The organism is Mycobacterium sp. 852002-51152_SCH6134967, from assembly GCF_001667105.1.
Classification (GTDB): Bacteria; Actinomycetota; Actinomycetes; order Mycobacteriales; family Mycobacteriaceae; genus Mycobacterium; species Mycobacterium neumannii_A.
In genome coordinates, this window is sequence record NZ_LZIK01000016.1 from 223,527 (window position 1) to 241,462 (window position 17,936).

Here is a 17,936-nt window from a genome sequence, read left to right on the forward strand (position 1 = left end):
CCGGGCTCAGCGCGCCTTGCGCACCGCCTTGGCAAGCTTCTTCAGCGCGCCGTCCAACTGCTCCCGAGAGCGGTGCGCGAGTTCCTCCTCCATCCGGAAGAGCAGACCGTAGGTGAACGTGTCCTCGCCCGCGGCGTGCGCCGCGTCGGCCTGCTGGCTGAGGTGGGTCCGGCTGACGACGCTGTCCTGGTGGTCACCGAGCAGCGACTGAATGCTCTTGGCCCGATCCGAGACCTTGGACTCGCCGGTCGCCGCGGCCGTGTATCGAAGACGTTTAGCGCCCTTGCGAATTCGATGCAACGCCTCGTCTTTGTCGTCGTCGGCTTCAGCCGCGGCGGCCGCCTTCGCCGCCTTGCGTACCCGCTTGTAGGCCGCGCCGATCGTCGCCTGGGTGCGCTCATCTTCGTCCTGTGACAGCGCCGGCTCCGCGGCGACCAACCCTTCGAGCGCGTCGAGCAGCCGGAAGTAACGCTGGGACCGCATGGCGATCAGCGACCGGCGCAGTCCAGCCGCATAGCGCCGGTTGGCCCCGTCGACCAGCCGCTCCCGCACCGGCCCGCGGACCAACTCCGTCGGCAACTCATCGAGGGCCTCCTCATAGCGTTCGGCCAGCACTTCGGCATCCCGCGCCACTCCCAGAATTGCGGCCAGTTGCTTGAGCTCGTCGAGAATCCAGGCGTCGTCGGAGATGCCGAACGCGTCCCGGGAGGTCTGCAGCAGGCTTCGGATCTTGCGCGTCGTCACCCGCATCTGGTGCACCGAGTCCGGCACGTCAGCGCGAACCGCGCGGTCCCACTCGATCAGCTGCTCGACCTGTTCGGCCACCGCCCGGTGCACGGCGTCGCTCGATGCGGAGGCAGTCTCCGGCGCCGACGACTCCGCCAAGACGCGCGCCAACTTCGAACCGCTGGCCGCGGCTTCGGCGCCGGCGTCGATCAGCCGGTTCGACAGCCGGTCGAGCAGTTCCCGGTCGGCGCCGTCGGTGAGTTCGAGTTCCCATTCACGCCACGCCTGCTCCGGACCGCCCGGTCCGGCCGACGCCGTCACGTGGTCGTCACAGAACTCCGCGACCGGCGTCCCGTCGGGACCGTAGAGCATGTTGACGGTGCGCCGGGTCGAGATGCGCGCGACGGGACGCAGCGGATGGTCGCGCACGATGGCCAGCACGATGTCGCGCAGCGCCTCGGGCACCTCGCTCTCATCACCGAGCGGCTCCCTGACCTCCGTGCGGGCGTCGGGGCCCGCGGGAAGTTTGAGATGCCATCCTTCGTCCGAACCACCGGTGCGCCTGCGCAGCGTGATGCGCCGCGCCGCGAGGTCGTGATCGGGGGTGTCGAAGTACACGGCCTCCAGATGGTGCGCAGGTGATCCTTCGACCCGGGCTACCGCGGACAACCCTTCGAACGACGGTGACACGGTCGATTCGCCGACGTCGAACTTGCGCTCGACCTCCAGATGCCGCGTCGACTTGTCGCTGGATTTGCCCATGGTGCGAGACAGATTGCCACATGCAGGTGAACACGGGGAGACGGATGCCGAGGCCGGAGAAGATAGTGTCCCTCTGTGACCGAATACGAAACGCTGACCTTCGAGCAGACCGGTGCCATCGCCCGCATCACGCTGAATCGGCCGGATGCCGCAAACGGCATGAACGGCACCATGACTCGTGAGCTGGCCGCGGCCGCCAAGCGGTGCGACACCGATGCGACCAAGGTCGTGGTGCTCACCGGGTCGGGCCGGTTCTTCTGCGCCGGTGGTGATTTGAAGGACTTCGCCTCGGCGCCGGATCGCGGCGCGCAGATCAAGGGCGTCGCCGACGATCTGCACCGGGCGATCTCGACGTTCGCCCGGATGAACGCGGTCGTGATCACCGCCGTCAACGGCACCGCGGCCGGCGCGGGGTTCTCGCTCGCGGTGACCGGCGATCTGGTGCTGGCCGCGGAGTCGGCATCGTTCACGATGGCCTACACCCGCGTCGGCCTGAGCCCCGACGGCAGCGCCTCCTACTACCTTCCGCGGCTCATCGGGATCACCAAGACCAAGGAGCTCATGCTCACCAACCGGACCCTCACCGCGCAGGAGGCCTCGCAGTGGGGCCTGGTGACCGAGGTGGTCCCCGACGCCGAGCTGGCCGACCGGGCCTCGAAGCTGGCCGATCAGATGGCGGCCACCTCGGCCGGTTCGAACGGTGGGGTCAAGCAGCTGCTGCTGGGAACGTTCGGCAACGGGCTCGAGGAACAGATGGAACTCGAGGGACGGCTGATCGCCGCCCGCGCTGTCTCCAACGACGGCCGAGCAGGCGTCGACGCCTTCCTGGCCAAGCGAAAAGCCGAGTTCGCCTAGAAGGAGTGCTCGTCGGCGGGGAACACCCCGCTGGCCACCTCGTCGGCGTATTGCTCTGCGGCGCGGCGTAATTCGGCACCGACATCACCGAAGCGCTTCACGAACTTCGCGGTCTTGCCGTTGGTCATACCGGCCATGTCCTGCCACACCAGCACCTGCGCGTCGCAGTTCGCGCCGGCACCGATGCCGATGGTGGGGATGGTCAGCTTGCCGGTGATCTGAGTGGCCAGTTCGGCGGGCACCATCTCCATGACGACGGAGAACGCGCCGGCTTCCTGCACGGCGATCGCGTCGTGGATGGTCTGCTCGGCGGCGTCGCCGCGGCCCTGGACCCGGAAGCCGCCCAGACCGTTGACGCTCTGCGGGGTGAACCCGATGTGGGCCATCACGGGGATGCCTGCCGCGCTCAGCGTTGCGATCTGCTCGGTCACGCGCTCGCCGCCCTCGAGCTTGACCGCATGCGCACCGGTCTCCTTCAGGAAGCGGGTCGCGGTGGCCAGCGCCTGCTGGGGCCCGCCCTCGTAGCTGCCGAACGGTAGGTCGGCCACGACCAGCGCATGCGGCGCACCGCGCACGACGCCGCGTACCAGCGGGATCAGCTCGTCGATCGACACGGGCACGGTGGTGTCGTAGCCGTAGACGACGTTGGCGGCCGAATCGCCGACCAACAGCACCGGGATGCCTGCGTCGTCGAAGATGCGGGCAGTGGAGTAGTCGTAGGCCGTGAGCATGGCCCATTTGTGGCCTTCGGCCTTCCACTTCTGTAGATGCAGGGTGCGGACCTTCGTCCGCGGAGCGGACAATTCGGCTGAGGTGCGTGGTTTGGCCTCGGCAGCCCCGTACACGGTCTGCTCAGACATCGTTGTCCCCCAATTGGGTGGGTCGGGTCGAATCCTCGAGGCCGAAATCGGTCCCCGGGTTCGCTGACGCCCCTCAGTCTGCCACTCTGTGCGCGAGATGTTAAAAGGCCTGTTGAGTGGATTTGCTCACACCCGCCGTCACCGGGCATAGCATTCCGACATGCAACGGCTCAGCGGGCTCGACGCCAGCTTCTTGTACCTCGAGACCGCGCAGCAGCCGCTGCATGTGTGTTCGATCCTCGAACTGGACACCTCGACGATGCCCGGCGGCTACACGTTCGACCGGTTCCGGGACGAGTTGAACATGCGGATCAAGGCGATGCCGGAGTTCCGCGACAAGCTGGCCGACAGCCGGTTCAACCTCGACCATCCGGTGTGGGTGGAGGACAAGGACTTCGACGTCGACCGCCATCTGCATCGCATCGGCCTGCCCGCGCCCGGCGGCCCCCGCGAGCTCGCAGAGATCTGCGGACATATCGCGTCGTTGCCGCTCGACCGCAGCCGCCCGCTGTGGGAGAAGTGGGTGATCGAGAACATCGACGGAACCAACCCGCAGGAGGGCGGGCGTCTCGTGGTGATGACGAAGGTGCACCACGCAGGCGTCGACGGCGTCACCGGCGCGAGCATGATGTCGCAGCTGTGCAGCACCGAACCCGACGCGCCGCCACCGGATCCCGTCGACGGTTCCGGGGACGCAAGCTCACTGGAGATCGCGGTTTCCGGTGCGGTCAAGTTCGCCACCCGGCCGCTGAAGCTGGCCAGCGCGGTGCCTATGACCGTCTCCTCCGTGGTCGACACGGTCCGTCGCGCCCGTTCCGGCCTCTCGATGGCGCCGCCGTTCGCCGCCCCGAGGACGGTGTTCAACGTGAACGTCACCGGGCACCGCAACGTCGCGTTCGCGCAACTGGATCTCGAGGACATCAAGACCGTCAAGAACCACTTCGGGGTCAAGGTCAACGACGTGGTGATGGCGCTGGTCTCCGGCGTGCTGCGCAAGTACCTCGCCGACCGCGGCCAACTGCCGGAGAACTCCCTCGTCGCGATGGTGCCGGTCTCCGTCCACGACAAGTCCGACCGGCCCGGGCGCAACCAGGTGTCGGGGATGTTCTCGCGGCTGGAGACCCACATCGAGGATCCGGCGGCTCGGCTGAAATCGATAGCCGAGGCGAATTCGGTTGCCAAGCAACATAGTTCGGCGATTGGGGCGACGCTGCTGCAGGACTGGACGCAGTTCGCCGCCCCGGCGGTGTTCGGTGTCGCGATGCGCGTCTACGCCTCGAGCCGGCTCAGCGGTGCGCGGCCGGTGCACAACCTCGTCATCTCTAACGTTCCCGGCCCGCAGGTGCCGCTGTACTACCTGGGCTGCGAGGCCAAGGCGATGTATCCGCTCGGGCCGATCTTCCACGGGTCGGGCCTCAACATCACCGTGATGTCCCTGTCCGGTTCGCTGAACGTCGGCATCGTGTCCTGCCCGGAACTGCTGCCCGACCTGTGGGATATGGCCGACGACTTCTCCGCCGCCCTCGACGAGCTGTTGGCCGCCACGCGATAGCGCCCTAGCCAGCGGCGATGAGGGTTCATGGCAGCATGTTGAGCCATGAACGCCAAGATCGGGGTCCTCGCGACCACTGTGCTGCTCGCGGCCACCGGATGCAGCCAACTGGTCGACGGCCGCGCCGTCGTCGCGGTGCCGCCACCAGGCACCCCGATCGAATGGGCCAAATGCCAGACCGAACAGTCCGACGAGTCGCGGATTCCCGCCGACGCCGAGTGCGGCATGTTGTCGGTCCCGGTGGACTACGACGAGCCCGACGGCGACGTCGCCCGCATCGCGATGGTCCGGTTCAAGGCCACCGGCGACAAGATCGGCTCGCTGATCATCAACCCCGGGGGGCCGGGGGAGTCCGGGGTGGAGGCCGCCGCGAGCATCGTCGGCTCGCTGCCCGAGTCGGTGCGCCAGCGCTTCGACCTCGTCGGCTTCGATCCCCGTGGCGTCGCGAACTCCACCCCGGCGCTGTGGTGCAACTCCGACGCCGACAACGACCGGCTGCGCGCCGAACCCCAGGTCGACTACTCCCCGGAGGGGGTCGCCGAGATCGAGAAGGAGACCAAGGAGTTCGTCCAGCGTTGCGAGGACAAGATGGGCAAGGAGTTCCTCGCCAACGTCGGCACCGTCAATGTGGCCAAGGATCTCGAGGCGATGCGCCAAGCGCTCGGTGACGAGAAACTGACCTACCTCGGCTACTCCTACGGCACCCGCATCGGCGCCACCTACGCCGAGAACTACCCGGACAAGGTGCGCGCCATGGTCCTCGACGGGGCGGTCGATCCCAACGCCGATCCCACCGAGGCCAACGTCCGCCAAGCCGCGGCCTTCCAGACCGCGTTCAACGACTACGCCGCCGACTGTGCGCAGAACCCCGCCTGCCCGCTGGGCACCGACCCGGCGAAGGCCAACGACGTCTACCACAGCCTGGTCGACCCGCTGGTGGAAAAGCCGCTGCGAACGCGGGATCCGCGGGGGCTGAGCTACTCCGACGCCATCGTCGGGACCATCCTGCCGCTGTACTCGCCGGACCTGTGGCGGCACCTGACGCAGGCGCTCAGCGAGATGGAGCGGGGCGCCGGTGACACCATGCTCGCGCTGGCCGATCTGTACATGGGCCGCGACGCCCAGGGCCACTACAACAACTCGACCGATGTACGGGTCGCGGTCAACTGCGTGGACAAGCCCGCCGTCACCGACCGCGCGAAGGTCGTCGAGGAGGACCGGCGGGTGCGCGAGGCGGCACCGTTCATGAGCTATGGCGAGTTCACCGGGCACGCACCGTTGGGCACGTGCGCGTTCTGGCCGGTGCCGCCGACGAGCGAACCGCACGAACTTCAGGTGGAGGGGCTGCCACCGACGCTGGTGGTGTCGACGACCAACGATCCCGCGACGCCGTACCAGGCAGGTGTGGAGCTGGCCAAGCAACTCGGTGGGACTCTGGTGACGTTCCAGGGCACCCAGCACACCGTGGTGTTCCAGGGCAACAACTGCGTCGACGACATCGCGGCCAACTACCTCGTCGACCTGACGCTGCCGCCGACCGACACCACCTGCTCCTCGGACTGATCACAGGCGGGGCGTCTTCGGCTGCGCTGTGACCGCTACGGAATCTCCCAGTGGCCGGGGGCGCCGTCGAAGAACGGGTTCTCGAAACCCTGCACCGTCGGAAGCTTCCTCAGCTCATCCGGCGGGATTCCGTAGAAGGGGTTGCGCACCCCGTTGATGGTGGCCGATGCCCTCAGTTGTACCGCGCCGATCTGCTCGCCCGGCAGGCCGAAGTAGTCGTCGATCCCCGGAACGCCCGGCCAGGCGTCGGGCACGACCGACGCAGGGATCTCCCAATGGCCCGGTGCCTCATCGAAGAACGGGTTTTCATAACCCTGGACCGTGCGCATCTTCTTGAGCTGTCCGGGTGGGATGTTGAAGAACGGATTCGGGACCCCGTTTATGGTTGCCGAGTTGATCAGCTGCCCAGGCGGAATGCGAGCGCCCGGCAGGCCGAAGTAGGCGTCGACGCCGGGCAGGTTCGGCTCCAGCTTGGGCACGTCGACATCGACGACGGGGGCCGGAACAGGCGGCACGTCCACCTTGGGCAGCGGCGGCACCTCGACCGGCCGCACGTTCACGTCGACGTCCGGGACCGGCGGAGCCTCGACCCGTGGCACATTCACCTCGGGTGCCCGCGGTACCTCGACTCGCGGTACCTCGACCCTTGGCACGTCGACCTTGGGAACCGGCGGTGGGCCCGGAATGGGAGGCACCGGCGGGGAGGGGAACTTCGGGTCGGCCTGCACGGCGCCCACACCCAACCCGAGCGCGGCGAAGCCCCCCACCGCCCCGGCCAGGCTGATCGATAGTGCGGTTTTCTTGAGATTCATGGTCGCTCCTCGCATCGGCTCAGCGGCGCGACCCCCCGAATGAACGCCGACTACCCGCGGGGTGTGCCGTCGAAACCCATGCGACGCCTCAGGGTCGGCTCGCAGCGATCTGGGCGAGCAAATACTCCAGCCGATCGCGCTCGATGGCCGGCTCACTGCCCGCCGCGGCGCTGAGCATGAGCCCGCTGATGAACATCACCGTGAGCAGAGCCCGGTCGTCGACAGCGGAGGGGTTGGCCGCGTCCTGTTGTGATCGCTCCGCGAGCTCTCGGTGCAATCTGAGATAGGTCTGCGAATTGGTATGGAAGACAGCGGATATCGCCGAATCGCGGCTGGCCTGCAGGAGCAACTCGATTCGCGCGCGTGTCCGGGTGAGCCCGGTGCCGGTCAGCGACTTCATCACCACCTCGGCCAGCCTCGCGACGGCGGCCTGCCGGGACGTGTCGACGTGGGCTTCGGTGACCGAACGCAGGTCCGCGAGGTCGAGTTCGGCCACCCGCTCGGCGACGGCGTGGATCAGCGCGGTGCGGGTCCGGAAGTAGTACGACGCGCTCCCATCGGGCACCCCCGCCCGGCGGTCGACTCGCGGATGACTGAGGCCCTTGGCGCCCAGCTCGGCGAGCAACTCGATGCCGGCGTCACACAATTCGCGGCGCCGTTGACGGCTGTCTGGCGCCCGACGCGCGGCCATCTCTACTTCGCGATCGGGCGGATCAGCACTTCTTGCGAGGTGCTGGCCACGGTGCGCCCCGCCGCGTCGCGGATGGTGCCGCGGATCAGCGCACGATGTCCGGTGACGGCCACGGTGTCCTGGGTGTACAGATGCCACTCGTCGAAGCGGACGGGCCGGTGCAGCCACAGCGCGTGATCGAGGCTGACCGCCGCGATCGATGCGTAATCGGCGGGGTGCGGGTGATTGCGCAACGCCATGTCCAGCAGCAGGTAGTCGCTCGCGTACGCCAGCATCGCGCTGTGCAGTGCGGGTTCGTCACCGACGGGGCGGGGCAACCGCATCCAGTGCGACCGGGGCTCGGGCGTCTGCCTGCCACCCAGGAAGTTCGTCGGCTCCGCGATGCGCATCTCCACTGCCGGTGGAACGTCGACCCAGTTCTGCGCGTTCTTCCTCAGCTGCGCGGGGACCTGGTGCACCCAGTGCTGCAGCAGCGGCATCTCCTCCGGAGCCGGGGTGTCGGGCTGCGGGCGCTCGAGTTCGGGTTCGGCGGCATTGGTGTGGAACGACGCAAGGGCGGTGAGCAGGGTGCGGTCGCCTTGGGCGATGGTGACCCGACGGGTCGCCATCGATCGTCCGTCGCGCACGGCCTCGACGGCGATGTCGACCGGCGTGTCCGAGGCGCCGGTCTGGACGAAGTAGGCGTGCAGGGAATGCGGCGCGTGCTCGTCGACGGTGTGCGACGCGGCGTACAGGGCTTGTGCGAGCAGCTGGCCGCCGAAGATCCGGCCGAAGCGGTCTCGTTCGTTGGTCGCTCGAAAGCGGTTGTCGCCCAACGATGTCATTTCCAACGCCCGCTCGAGCGTGTCGAGGGACTCGAGCACCGCCTTCTCCAGCGCGGTTCCCTGCAGCGGGCCGGACAGGTCGGTCAACGGGTCGATCTCATCGGTGGCCATCACGGGTGGATCCTGCCAGATGCTTGCCACCGTTGTCTCTAAGACTTTAGAGTCCGGGGGTGGCCCCTGGAATCCGCCGGCACCCGGTAGCCGTCGCGGGTCATGATGCGGACCGGATCGTTGCCGTCCCAGTCAGAGCAGGCTTCGGAGATGCGGTGCACCTGGTCGAGAAAGCTGGGCGGAGCCTCGACGACCTCGGTGTAGAACCCGAAATCCGCGACGGTGTCGATGTAGGCGACGCGGAAACCGCCACCCGTGCTCTGTGCGGCAATCCGATAGCCCAGCGACGCGAAGTGCGCCGTCTTGACATCGTAATCTCTTGTGATTGTGGCTATTTGGTGAAACGAGCTCGTTCCGCCCCGACTCCACTCAGAGTAGATGCTGGGTGTGTCGCAATGCTGCTGGATCAATTCGATCTGTACGGGGCCGGCTTGAGCCACCGCGACCTGGATCCGGACCGTGCGGATCTCACCCCCGTAGTTGGCCACCTGATCGGCGACCGGAAGCACGTGGAACGGTCCGACCCCGAACACGCGCGCCCAACTGGCGGCGGCTTCGAGGACATCCAAGACGACGTGCCCGAGTTGAAAGAACCGAAAATCTCCTTCGGGCCAAGGCTGTTCGAACAGATCCATGCGCACGATCATGGCACGGCCGCGCAATGCTGAGCGGGGAACGCGTCCTCATCACGGGACCGGCCGGTCGCATCGCTTACGGCATCACGAGGATGCTGGCTAGGGACAACGAGGTGTGGGGGATTGCCCGGTTCTCCGACCCGGCAGCGCGCGAGGAGGTCGAAGCCCTCGGTGTGACCACCCGCAGCGTCGATCTTTCAGACGGGGATTTCTCCCAGCTGCCAACCGATTTCACCTATCTCCTGCACATCGCCGCCGATTTCGGCGAAGACTACGAGCGGGGGTTACGCGTCAACGCCGAAGGAACCGGGCTGCTGCTGTCCCACTGCCGCGGTGTCAAGGCGGCGCTGGTGATGTCGACGGTCACCGTTTACAAACCCCACCCTGACCCGTGGCACCCATTCCGGGAGGATGATCCGATCGGCGATGCCGGATTGCCCAGCCCGCAACCGTATTCGATCGTCAAGATCGCCGAGGAGGCCGTCGCCAGATACTGTGCACGCGAGTTCGGCCTACCCACAGTCATCGCACGGATGGGCAGCGCGTACGGCGAGCGGGGCGGTCTGCCGGTGTGGCACCTGCAGGCCGTCGCGGACGGGCGGCCCGTCGTCGCCCGATGGGATCCGTTGCCGTACAGCCCGATCCACTACGACGACATCAACGCCCAGATTCCGGCGCTGCTGGACGCGGCGAGCGTTCCCGCCACCATCGTCAACTTCGCGGGCGACACCCCAGTGAGCGTCCAGCAGTGGTGCGCGTACTTCGGTGAACTTCTCGGTGTGTCGCCGCGGGTGGACGTGCAGCCTGTCCCCGGTGCCTCGGTCGGTTCGGTCGGCGACCACACCAAGCGAACATCGATCACCGGACCCTGCACGGTGGACTGGCGAGAGGGCTTTCGCGCGATGGCCGCTCACCACTATCCCGACCGCGTCGAGGCGTGACGCGCATGCGCTATCCCGATCCGCAGCAGTTGCTCGACGAAGCGGTCGCCGAATGCGGGCACGCGGACTTCGGACCCGGAGACTTCCGCGAAGGGCTCACCCTGCTGGTGGACAGCCTGCAACGGGACGGCGATCTGGACCCCGCCACCGACGCCGCCGTCATCGGCGATCTGCGCCGCAGGCTGATCAATCGCCTCGAGGTCGAGGCCTATTACCGGGCACACCCCGAGGTCGAGGACGTCGTCATCGAAGGCCCCATCGACATCCACGGGTTGCCGCGCACCGGCACCACCGCCCTTGCTGACATGCTGTCGCTCGATCCGCAGTTCCGGTGCCTGCGCGGATGGGAGCAGTACCAACCCGTTCCGCCGCCGCTGGCCGGCGGCGAGGCGGACGACCCGCGCAGGCAGGCGTTCATCCGGATGCACGAGGAGCGACCCGCCGCGCAAGCCGCCATGCACATCTTCGAGGTCGACGCCACCATGGAGGACACCGAGATCCTCGGGATGGCGTTCCACGGCCAGCAAATGACCTTGCCGGTGGCGGGTTACCGATCGTGGTGGCGGCGCGCCGATCTGACCGAGACCTACGCCTACCACCGCAGGGTCGTGAAGCTGCTCGGGTCGACGTGCCCACCGCAGCTGTGGCTGTTCAAGGCACCTCACCACAAGTTCCACCTGGAGGCGCTCGCCAATGCCTACCCGGACATGCGCTTCGTCATGACACACCGCGACCCGGCCAAGGTCGTGCCGTCCTACACCAGCCTGGTGTCCACGATCTTCCCGCCCGCGGCGGGCGAACGGGACCTGTGTGCCCTTGGCCGCGAGGTGTGCGATCACCTGCGTGAGGGCATGGAGAGCGCCATCGCCGACCGCGCACGCATCGGTGAGGACCGCTTCCTCGACGTACATCATCGCGAGCTGGTCGCCGATCCCAGGGGCACCGTGCGCCGTGTCTATGACTGGCTGGGACTGGAGTTGAAACCCGATGTCGCACAGGCAATTTTCGACTGGCAGGACGCCAACGCCATGGGCGCCAAGGGAACGCATAGGTACACCGCCGAGCAGTTCGGCCTCTCGGTCGACCAGATCCGATCCGACTACGACTTCTACATCCGTCATTTCGAGGTCACGGTGGAGGGCTGACACGATGACCGCATTACCCAGCTGGGACACCCAGATGGAGGCGCTGAAGGGGGTCGCCGACCACCTGCTGGCGACGTGGCGGCCCGACGGCGCCTCCGAAGCCGAAGTGCAGGACATGAACAAGCTCGCCTTGTCGATCCTCGCGTGCGGCTACCTCTGCCACGTCTACACCGACTCGCGGCGGCCGGTGTTCATGCCGCTGTGGAACTACGCGTGCAATCAGGGCGGGCCCAACCCGGACTACGTGTACCTGAGCGCCGAAGTCGACGGGTCGGGCGTCTACGAACTCGTCGGTCGTCGCGGCACAGTGCGGTTCGTCGAGGTCACCCAGCAGGCACCCGGAATGATGAAGAGTCTCAAGGGTGTCGAGCGGCAGATGAAGTTCCAGGCCATCACCCACGACCTGGATGACCTGACGATCGCCGAGGACGGTTCCTTCCGCGTGATCATGTCCGCCGAACGTCCCGACTCCTACGACGGCGACTGGTGGCCGCTCAACCCCGACGTCGGCAAGCTGCTGATGCGCAAATGCGCCTGCGACTGGAACGCAGAGATCGACGCCCAGGTCGCGATCAACCGCCTCGACGACGCAGGTGAGGACATGTCACCCGCCGAGATCGCGCGGCGGTTCTCGGAACTGGGCGACTGGATCAAGGGCATGATCGACTTCGACATGGAGCTGGTCCGGTACTACCGGGAGCACCACGGTTTCAATGTGCTCCTGCGGTCGCAGTGGATCCAGCAGGGTGGTGGCCTGGCCACCAAGCAGGCCTACTACGACGGCATCCATCAGATCGCCGACGAGGAGGCGTTGATCGTCGAGTTCCCCGTGCCGGCCAACTGCTACTACTGGCAGATCCTGGTGGCCGACGACCGGTTCTCGACGGTGGACTGGGTGAACCGGCAATCCAGTCTCAACGACGTTCAGGCGCGGATCGACCCCGACGGCTGGTTTCGCGGCGTGGTGTCCAAGCGCGACCCCGGCGTGCACAACTGGCTCGACAAGGCCGACTGGCCGTGGGGGATCCTGCAGGCACGGTTCTATAAGGCCGAGGAGTTCCCCGACGTCACGGTCACGAAGGTGCCGGTCGCCGACGTGCTCGACCATCTCCCGGAAGGCACACAGGTGCTCACCCCAGATGAGCGCCGAGCTCAGCTGCGGCACCGTCGAACGGGTGCGCAGATGCGCCGGATCTGGTGATCAGCCCATCGAATGCAGCCGTCGTGTAACACCGATTTAACAGCCGGTGCCTACGCTGCGATCATGGATCGGCAGAAGGAATTCGTGCTGCGCACGCTGGAGGAACGCGATATCCGCTTCGTCCGGCTGTGGTTCACCGACGTGCTCGGATACCTCAAGTCGGTCGCGATCGCCCCGGCCGAACTCGAGGGCGCCTTCGAAGAGGGGATCGGGTTCGACGGCTCGTCGATCGAGGGCTTCGCCCGGGTCTCGGAAGCCGATATGGTGGCCCGCCCCGACCCGTCCACCTTCCAGGTGCTGCCGTGGGCCGACGATTCGGGCCGTCATCATTCGGCCCGGATGTTCTGCGACATCACCATGCCCGACAGCTCCCCGTCGTGGGCGGACTCGCGCCACGTGCTGCGCAGGCAGCTGGCCAAGGCCAGCGATCTCGGGTTCTCCTGCTATGTCCACCCGGAGATCGAGTTCTTCCTGCTCAAGCCGGGCGAGGACGACGGCACCCCGCCCGTGCCCGCCGACAACGGCGGTTACTTCGACCAGGCCGTGCACGATTCGGCGCCCAACTTCCGCAGGCACGCCATCGACGCGCTCGAGCAGATGGGCATCTCGGTCGAGTTCAGCCACCACGAAGGCGCGCCCGGCCAGCAGGAGATCGACCTGCGCTACGCCGATGCGCTGTCGATGGCCGACAACGTGATGACGTTTCGCTACGTCGTCAAGGAGGTCGCGCTCGGGGACGGGGTGCGGGCGTCGTTCATGCCCAAGCCGTTCGCCGAACATCCCGGTTCGGCCATGCACACGCACATGAGCCTGTTCGAGGGCGACACCAACGCGTTCCACAGCCCCGACGACCCGCTGCAGCTCTCCGACGTCGCCAAGTCGTTCATCGCCGGGATCCTCGAGCACGCCAAGGAGATCAGCGCCGTCACGAACCAGTGGGTGAACTCCTACAAGCGCCTCGTGCACGGCGGTGAGGCGCCGACGGCGGCGTCCTGGGGGGCGGCGAACCGCTCGGCGCTGGTGCGCGTGCCGATGTACACCCCGCGCAAGGCCTCGTCGCGGCGCGTGGAGGTGCGCAGCCCCGACTCGGCGTGCAACCCGTACCTGACGTTCGCGGTGCTTCTGGCTGCGGGGCTCCGCGGTATCGAGAAGAACTACGTGCTGCCTGCCGAGGCCGAGGACAACGTGTGGACGCTGACCCCCGAAGAGCGCAGCGCGATGGGCTATAAGGAGCTTCCCGGCAGCCTCGGCGCCGCGCTCGAGCAGATGGAGAACTCCGAACTTGTCGCGGAGGCCTTGGGCGAGCACGTCTTCGACTACTTCCTGCGCAACAAGCGCGCGGAGTGGGAGAACTACCGCAGCCATGTCACACCGTTCGAGCTGAAGGCCTACCTGTCTCTGTAGGTGGTTAGCCGACATAGGTGCTGCGCTACCTTTTAGGCGTGGCCAAACCAGCGACGCAGCGTCCGAAGCTGCCGAGCGCAGGCCGGTTGGGGCTCGTCGAACCCACCGCGCCCGCGGAACTCGACCTGTTGGGTTGGAACACCGACGCGCACGTCGAGCTTCTGTGGTCGTTGTCGCGTGCCCCCGACGCCGATACCGCGCTGCGCACGATGGTCCGGTTGGCCGAGGCGTTGGGCGATGGCTGGGACGAACTCAACCGGGCTCTGCTCACCGACAAAAGCCTGCGGGGCCGGCTGTTCAGCCTGCTGGGTTCCTCGTTGGCCCTCGGTGACCACCTCATCGCGACTCCGGAGAACTGGCGGTTGCTCGCCGGTGACGTCGCCCTGCCGACCCGTGACGCGCTGCGCGAGATGTTCGTCGCGCTGGCCGACGAGGCGTCCGACACGTCGACCGCGCTGCAGCCGCTGCGCAAGCTCTACCGCGACCGGGTGCTGGTGCTGGCCAGCCTGGACCTGGCACCGACGGTGGAGAACGAACCGGTCCTGCCCTTCCCGACCATCGGCGAGCACCTGTCGGACCTCGCCGACGCGGCACTGGCCGCCGCGCTGCACCTCGCGATCAAGACGACCGGGGGCGAGTCACCGCCCCGGATCGCGATCATCGCGATGGGCAAATGCGGTGCGCGCGAACTGAACTACGTCAGCGACGTCGATGTCATCTTCGTCGCCGAGCCCGCTGACGCGTTGGCTACCCGGGTGGCCGGCGAGCTGATGCGGTTCGCGGCCGACGCGTTCTTCGAAGTCGACGCGGCGCTGCGGCCCGAAGGCAAACACGGCCAGCTGGTGCGCACGCTGGACTCGCACGTCGCCTACTACGAGCGCTGGGCCAAAACGTGGGAGTTCCAGGCATTGCTGAAGGCGCGGCCGGCCGCGGGCGACCCTGAACTCGGTCAGGCGTACGTCGACGCCCTGATGCCGATGGTGTGGACGGCCAGCGAGCGCGAGGACTTCGTCCCCGAAGTGCAGGCGATGAGGAGGCGGGTCGAGGAGCTCGTGCCTGCAGGGCAACGCTCGCGGGAGATCAAACTGGGCACCGGCGGGCTGCGCGACGTCGAATTTGCCGTGCAGCTCCTGCAATTGGTGCACGGCCGCAACGACGAGCGGCTGCACGTCGCGTCGACCGTGGCCGCGCTGGCCGCACTCGGTGAGCGCGGATACGTCGGGCGCGACGACGCCGCCAACCTCACCGCGTCGTATGAATTCCTGCGCCTGCTCGAGCACCGGCTACAGCTGCAGCGGATGGTGCGCACCCACCTACTTCCCGACGAGGACGACGACGAGTCGCTGCGTTGGCTGGCCAGGGCCGCGCACGTGCGGCCCGACGGCACGCGCGATGCGCTTGGCGTGTTGCGCGAAGAGCTCAAGCGCCAGAGCCTGCGGGTGTCGCGGTTGCACGAAAAGCTGTTCTACCAACCGCTTCTGGAGTCGGTCGGTCAACCGGCAGTGAGCATTTCGGACGGGATGACCCAGAAGGCCGCCGAGCGACAGCTGGCCGCGCTGGGTTACGAAGGCCCGCAGAGCGCGTTGACGCATCTGGCCGCCCTGACGGGCAGCAGCGCCCGCCGGGGCCGCGTGCAGCAGGTGCTGTTGCCCACGCTGCTCAACTGGCTTTCGGACACGCCCGATCCCGATGCGGGGCTGCTGTCCTACCGCCGCATCAGCGATGCCCTGTCCGAACAGCGGTGGTTCCTGGCGACGCTGCGCGACGAGGGGGCCGTCGCCAAGCGCCTCATGCAGGTGCTCGGCACCTCGGCGTACGTCCCGGAATTGCTCATGCGGGCGCCGGAAGTCATCCAGTCCTACGCCGACGGTCCGAGCGGGCCCAAGCTGCTCGAGGCCGAACCCGAAGCGGTGGCACGGGCTCTGGTCGCTTCGGCCGCACGGTATTCCGATCCGCAGCGAGCCATCGCGGCGGCGCGTACATTGCGCAGGCGTGAGCTCGCGCGCATCGCGTCGGCCGATTTGCTCGGCATGCTCGAAGTCACCGAGGTGTGTCGCGCGCTGACCTCGGTGTGGGTGGCGGTGCTGCAGGCCGCGCTGGAGGCGGTGATCCGCGCCCAGACGACCGACAAGGGTCCGCTGGCCCGCATCGCGGTGATCGGCATGGGTCGGCTGGGCGGTGGCGAGTTGGGCTACGGCTCCGACGCCGACGTGATGTACGTGTGCGAACCCGAAGAGGGCGTTGAGGAATCGGCCGCGGTGAAATGGGCGGTGACGGTCGCCGAGCAGGTGCGCGCCCTGCTCGGGACGCCGAGTTCGGATCCGCCGCTGGAGGTCGACGCGAACCTGCGCCCCGAGGGCCGCAACGGCCCGCTGGTGCGCACCCTGTCCTCGTATCAGGCCTACTACCAGCGCTACGTCCAGACGTGGGAAGTGCAGGCGCTGCTGCGGGCCCATCGCGTGGCCGGCGACCTCGACCTGGGGGAGCGGTTCCTGCTGATGATCGACAAGATCCGTTACCCACCCGGCGGTGTGTCTGCCGAGGCGGTGCAGGAGATCCGGCGGATCAAGGCGCGGGTGGACGCCGAACGGCTGCCGCGCGGAGCCGACCCGAACACCCACACCAAACTCGGACGCGGCGGCCTCGCCGATATCGAGTGGACCGTGCAGCTGCTGCAGTTGCGCTATGCGCACAAGGTGCCCGCGCTGCACAACACCTCGACGCTGCAGTCGCTGAACGCGATCGGCGCCGCGGAACTGATCGCCGAGGGCGACGTCGAACTGCTGCGGCAGGCCTGGCTGACGGCGACCAGCGCGCGTAACGCGCTGGTGCTGGTGCGGGGTAAGCCGACCGATCAGCTGCCCGGGCCCGGGCGCCAGCTGAACGCCGTCGCGGTGGCCGCGGGGTGGGACACCGACGACGGGGGAGAGTTCCTCGACAATTACCTGCGGGTGACGAGGCGTGCAAAAGCAGTGGTGCGCAAGGTTTTCGGAGGGTAGCTCTCCGCGAACCGCGACAGTGGATCGGACAGAAAATGTAGTGCGCAGGTGTTGGTTCTAGACCTCGTCACGTCGATTCGCGAGGTCGATACAGTTTTGCGCCGACTCGATGGCCGCCTTATCCAGATCATCCTGGAGGTCATCCGTGACGACCTCTCGTGCCTTTTGCACCATCCGTACGGATGTACGCCCGCTCGGCGGAGCGTACTTCATATACGAGCTCGCGGCCGTGGTGCCCATCGAGGTCAGTACACACGTGTTTACGTAGCTGCCGATTACATCCCGCTCGGCGTCCTGTAGCTCATCGGGAATGCCGTCGTCCGGCTTGTACGGGCCGGTAACCGGCGGGGGCCCGTCAGGGAACAAGTCGAAGGGGAACGTGCCCGGAAGAAACTCGACGAAGGCCATGCGCCCGGTGGTCGAGCCGCAGTTGACGCGGGGGAAACATAGGGTCGACCGGAAGTCCCAGGAAATGATCTGTTCGCCCGTGACTGATTGGTTCGGCAGCAGCTTGGTGACGCCGGTGACCCTGCCGTCCTCGTCGATCTGGATGGCGAACCTCTCGTTGCCGTCCGGGTCTGCGGGTGGTCCGGTGACGGTCACGCTGTAGTGGTCGTTGACTCCTACGAACTCACCGTCGGTACCAAAGATGGGTGTCGTGTGGCTGTACACGCTTGTGGACGCGACGGCGAAGCTTCGCCGATTCGGGTCGGCCAGGATGTCGTTCGCCGGCGGTCCGGCCGGGAGTTCGTCTTCGGGATCACCGCCGGGATCACCGCCGGGATCACCGCCGGGATCACCGCCGGGGGTTCCGCCGGGGGGCGCCGGGGGGTAAGCGGCCACAGCGGGGGGCGG

General features: G+C 67.3%; 14 protein-coding genes and 1 pseudogene. 8 read left to right on the forward strand and 7 right to left on the reverse strand.

All coding sequences use genetic code 11. The annotated features are described in order from the left end of the window. Nucleotides 1-6: 6 nt before the first annotated feature. A complete protein-coding gene (locus tag A5790_RS05705; protein ID WP_066841787.1) occupies nt 7-1,488 on the reverse strand; it encodes a CYTH and CHAD domain-containing protein in 1,482 nt (493 codons plus the stop codon). A gap of 75 nt (nt 1,489-1,563) precedes the next feature. Here A5790_RS05705 and A5790_RS05710 point away from each other — a divergent pair, with 75 nt between their 5' ends. After that, nucleotides 1,564-2,343 (forward strand): enoyl-CoA hydratase/isomerase family protein, encoded by a 780-nt coding sequence (locus A5790_RS05710; protein ID WP_066841788.1) that lies wholly within the window; start codon nt 1,564-1,566, stop codon nt 2,341-2,343. Here the strand turns inward: A5790_RS05710 and panB are convergent. Next, nucleotides 2,340-3,203, reverse strand: a complete 864-nt coding sequence (panB, locus tag A5790_RS05715; RefSeq protein WP_066808497.1) for a 3-methyl-2-oxobutanoate hydroxymethyltransferase — start codon at nt 3,201-3,203, stop codon at nt 2,340-2,342. The genes A5790_RS05710 and panB overlap by 4 nt on opposite strands. 160 nt (nt 3,204-3,363) lie before the next feature. Here panB and A5790_RS05720 point away from each other — a divergent pair, with 160 nt between their 5' ends. Then, nucleotides 3,364-4,755, forward strand: coding sequence for a wax ester/triacylglycerol synthase family O-acyltransferase (locus A5790_RS05720; protein WP_066841789.1), 1,392 nt, complete (start codon nt 3,364-3,366; stop codon nt 4,753-4,755). 45 nt (nt 4,756-4,800) lie between these two features. Then, nucleotides 4,801-6,318 carry an alpha/beta hydrolase gene (locus tag A5790_RS05725; protein ID WP_066841790.1) on the forward strand — a complete coding sequence of 506 codons (1,518 nt, stop codon included), beginning with the start codon at nt 4,801-4,803 and terminating at the stop codon, nt 6,316-6,318. A 35-nt stretch (nt 6,319-6,353) separates the two neighbouring features. Here the strand turns inward: A5790_RS05725 and A5790_RS05730 are convergent, their stop codons facing one another. The 4 genes from A5790_RS05730 to A5790_RS05745 form a co-directional block, all read right to left on the reverse strand. Beyond that, nucleotides 6,354-7,130 (reverse strand): hypothetical protein, encoded by a 777-nt coding sequence (locus tag A5790_RS05730; RefSeq protein ID WP_066841791.1) that lies wholly within the window; start codon nt 7,128-7,130, stop codon nt 6,354-6,356. Between the two features lie 88 nt (nt 7,131-7,218). Next, the gene (locus A5790_RS05735; protein WP_066841792.1) at nt 7,219-7,821 is read right to left on the reverse strand and encodes a TetR/AcrR family transcriptional regulator; all 603 of its coding nucleotides are present in this window, start codon (nt 7,819-7,821) and stop codon (nt 7,219-7,221) included. Nucleotides 7,822-7,823: 2 nt separating this feature from the next. Then, nucleotides 7,824-8,756, reverse strand: a complete 933-nt coding sequence (locus A5790_RS05740; RefSeq protein WP_066841793.1) for an acyl-CoA thioesterase II — start codon at nt 8,754-8,756, stop codon at nt 7,824-7,826. Between the two features lie 38 nt (nt 8,757-8,794). Beyond that, nucleotides 8,795-9,391, reverse strand: a complete 597-nt coding sequence (locus tag A5790_RS05745) for a VOC family protein (RefSeq protein ID WP_231987608.1) — start codon at nt 9,389-9,391, stop codon at nt 8,795-8,797. A gap of 26 nt (nt 9,392-9,417) precedes the next feature. Between A5790_RS05745 and A5790_RS05750 the strand changes: the two genes are divergently transcribed. From A5790_RS05750 to A5790_RS05770, 5 genes are all read left to right on the forward strand, one after another. After that, nucleotides 9,418-10,332, forward strand: coding sequence for an NAD(P)-dependent oxidoreductase (locus A5790_RS05750; RefSeq protein ID WP_082961591.1), 915 nt, complete (start codon nt 9,418-9,420; stop codon nt 10,330-10,332). Nucleotides 10,333-10,337: 5 nt separating this feature from the next. Continuing rightward, nucleotides 10,338-11,477: a sulfotransferase gene (locus tag A5790_RS05755; RefSeq protein ID WP_066841830.1), complete on the forward strand. Its 1,140-nt coding sequence runs from the start codon at nt 10,338-10,340 to the stop codon at nt 11,475-11,477. A gap of 4 nt (nt 11,478-11,481) precedes the next feature. Continuing rightward, on the forward strand, nt 11,482-12,678 hold the full coding sequence (locus tag A5790_RS05760; protein WP_066841795.1) for a DUF1214 domain-containing protein: 1,197 nt from the start codon (nt 11,482-11,484) through the stop codon (nt 12,676-12,678). A 63-nt stretch (nt 12,679-12,741) separates the two neighbouring features. Then, nucleotides 12,742-14,082, forward strand: a complete 1,341-nt coding sequence (glnA, locus tag A5790_RS05765) for a type I glutamate--ammonia ligase (RefSeq protein WP_066841796.1) — start codon at nt 12,742-12,744, stop codon at nt 14,080-14,082. Nucleotides 14,083-14,120: 38 nt separating this feature from the next. Next, complete coding sequence (locus tag A5790_RS05770) at nt 14,121-17,081, forward strand: bifunctional [glutamine synthetase] adenylyltransferase/[glutamine synthetase]-adenylyl-L-tyrosine phosphorylase (RefSeq protein ID WP_066841797.1); 2,961 nt, start codon at nt 14,121-14,123, stop codon at nt 17,079-17,081. Nucleotides 17,082-17,138: 57 nt separating this feature from the next. Here A5790_RS05770 and A5790_RS25930 read toward each other — a convergent pair. Next, nucleotides 17,139-17,936: pseudogene (locus A5790_RS25930) on the reverse strand (hypothetical protein); the annotation flags it as partial.

What these genes read in the sequence shown, in the direction of transcription:
- A5790_RS05705 (WP_066841787.1), bottom strand. Translation starts at nt 1,488, where the DNA reads ATGGGCAAATCCAGCGACAAGTCGACGCGGCATCTGGAGGTCGAGCGC.
- panB (WP_066808497.1), bottom strand. Translation starts at nt 3,203, where the DNA reads ATGTCTGAGCAGACCGTGTACGGGGCTGCCGAGGCCAAACCACGCACC.
- A5790_RS05720 (WP_066841789.1), top strand. Translation starts at nt 3,364, where the DNA reads ATGCAACGGCTCAGCGGGCTCGACGCCAGCTTCTTGTACCTCGAGACC.
- A5790_RS05725 (WP_066841790.1), top strand. Translation starts at nt 4,801, where the DNA reads ATGAACGCCAAGATCGGGGTCCTCGCGACCACTGTGCTGCTCGCGGCC.
- A5790_RS05730 (WP_066841791.1), bottom strand. Translation starts at nt 7,130, where the DNA reads ATGAATCTCAAGAAAACCGCACTATCGATCAGCCTGGCCGGGGCGGTG.
- A5790_RS05735 (WP_066841792.1), bottom strand. Translation starts at nt 7,821, where the DNA reads ATGGCCGCGCGTCGGGCGCCAGACAGCCGTCAACGGCGCCGCGAATTG.
- A5790_RS05740 (WP_066841793.1), bottom strand. Translation starts at nt 8,756, where the DNA reads ATGGCCACCGATGAGATCGACCCGTTGACCGACCTGTCCGGCCCGCTG.
- A5790_RS05745 (WP_231987608.1), bottom strand. Translation starts at nt 9,391, where the DNA reads ATGGATCTGTTCGAACAGCCTTGGCCCGAAGGAGATTTTCGGTTCTTT.
- A5790_RS05750 (WP_082961591.1), top strand. Translation starts at nt 9,418, where the DNA reads ATGCTGAGCGGGGAACGCGTCCTCATCACGGGACCGGCCGGTCGCATC.
- A5790_RS05755 (WP_066841830.1), top strand. Translation starts at nt 10,338, where the DNA reads ATGCGCTATCCCGATCCGCAGCAGTTGCTCGACGAAGCGGTCGCCGAA.
- A5790_RS05760 (WP_066841795.1), top strand. Translation starts at nt 11,482, where the DNA reads ATGACCGCATTACCCAGCTGGGACACCCAGATGGAGGCGCTGAAGGGG.
- glnA (WP_066841796.1), top strand. Translation starts at nt 12,742, where the DNA reads ATGGATCGGCAGAAGGAATTCGTGCTGCGCACGCTGGAGGAACGCGAT.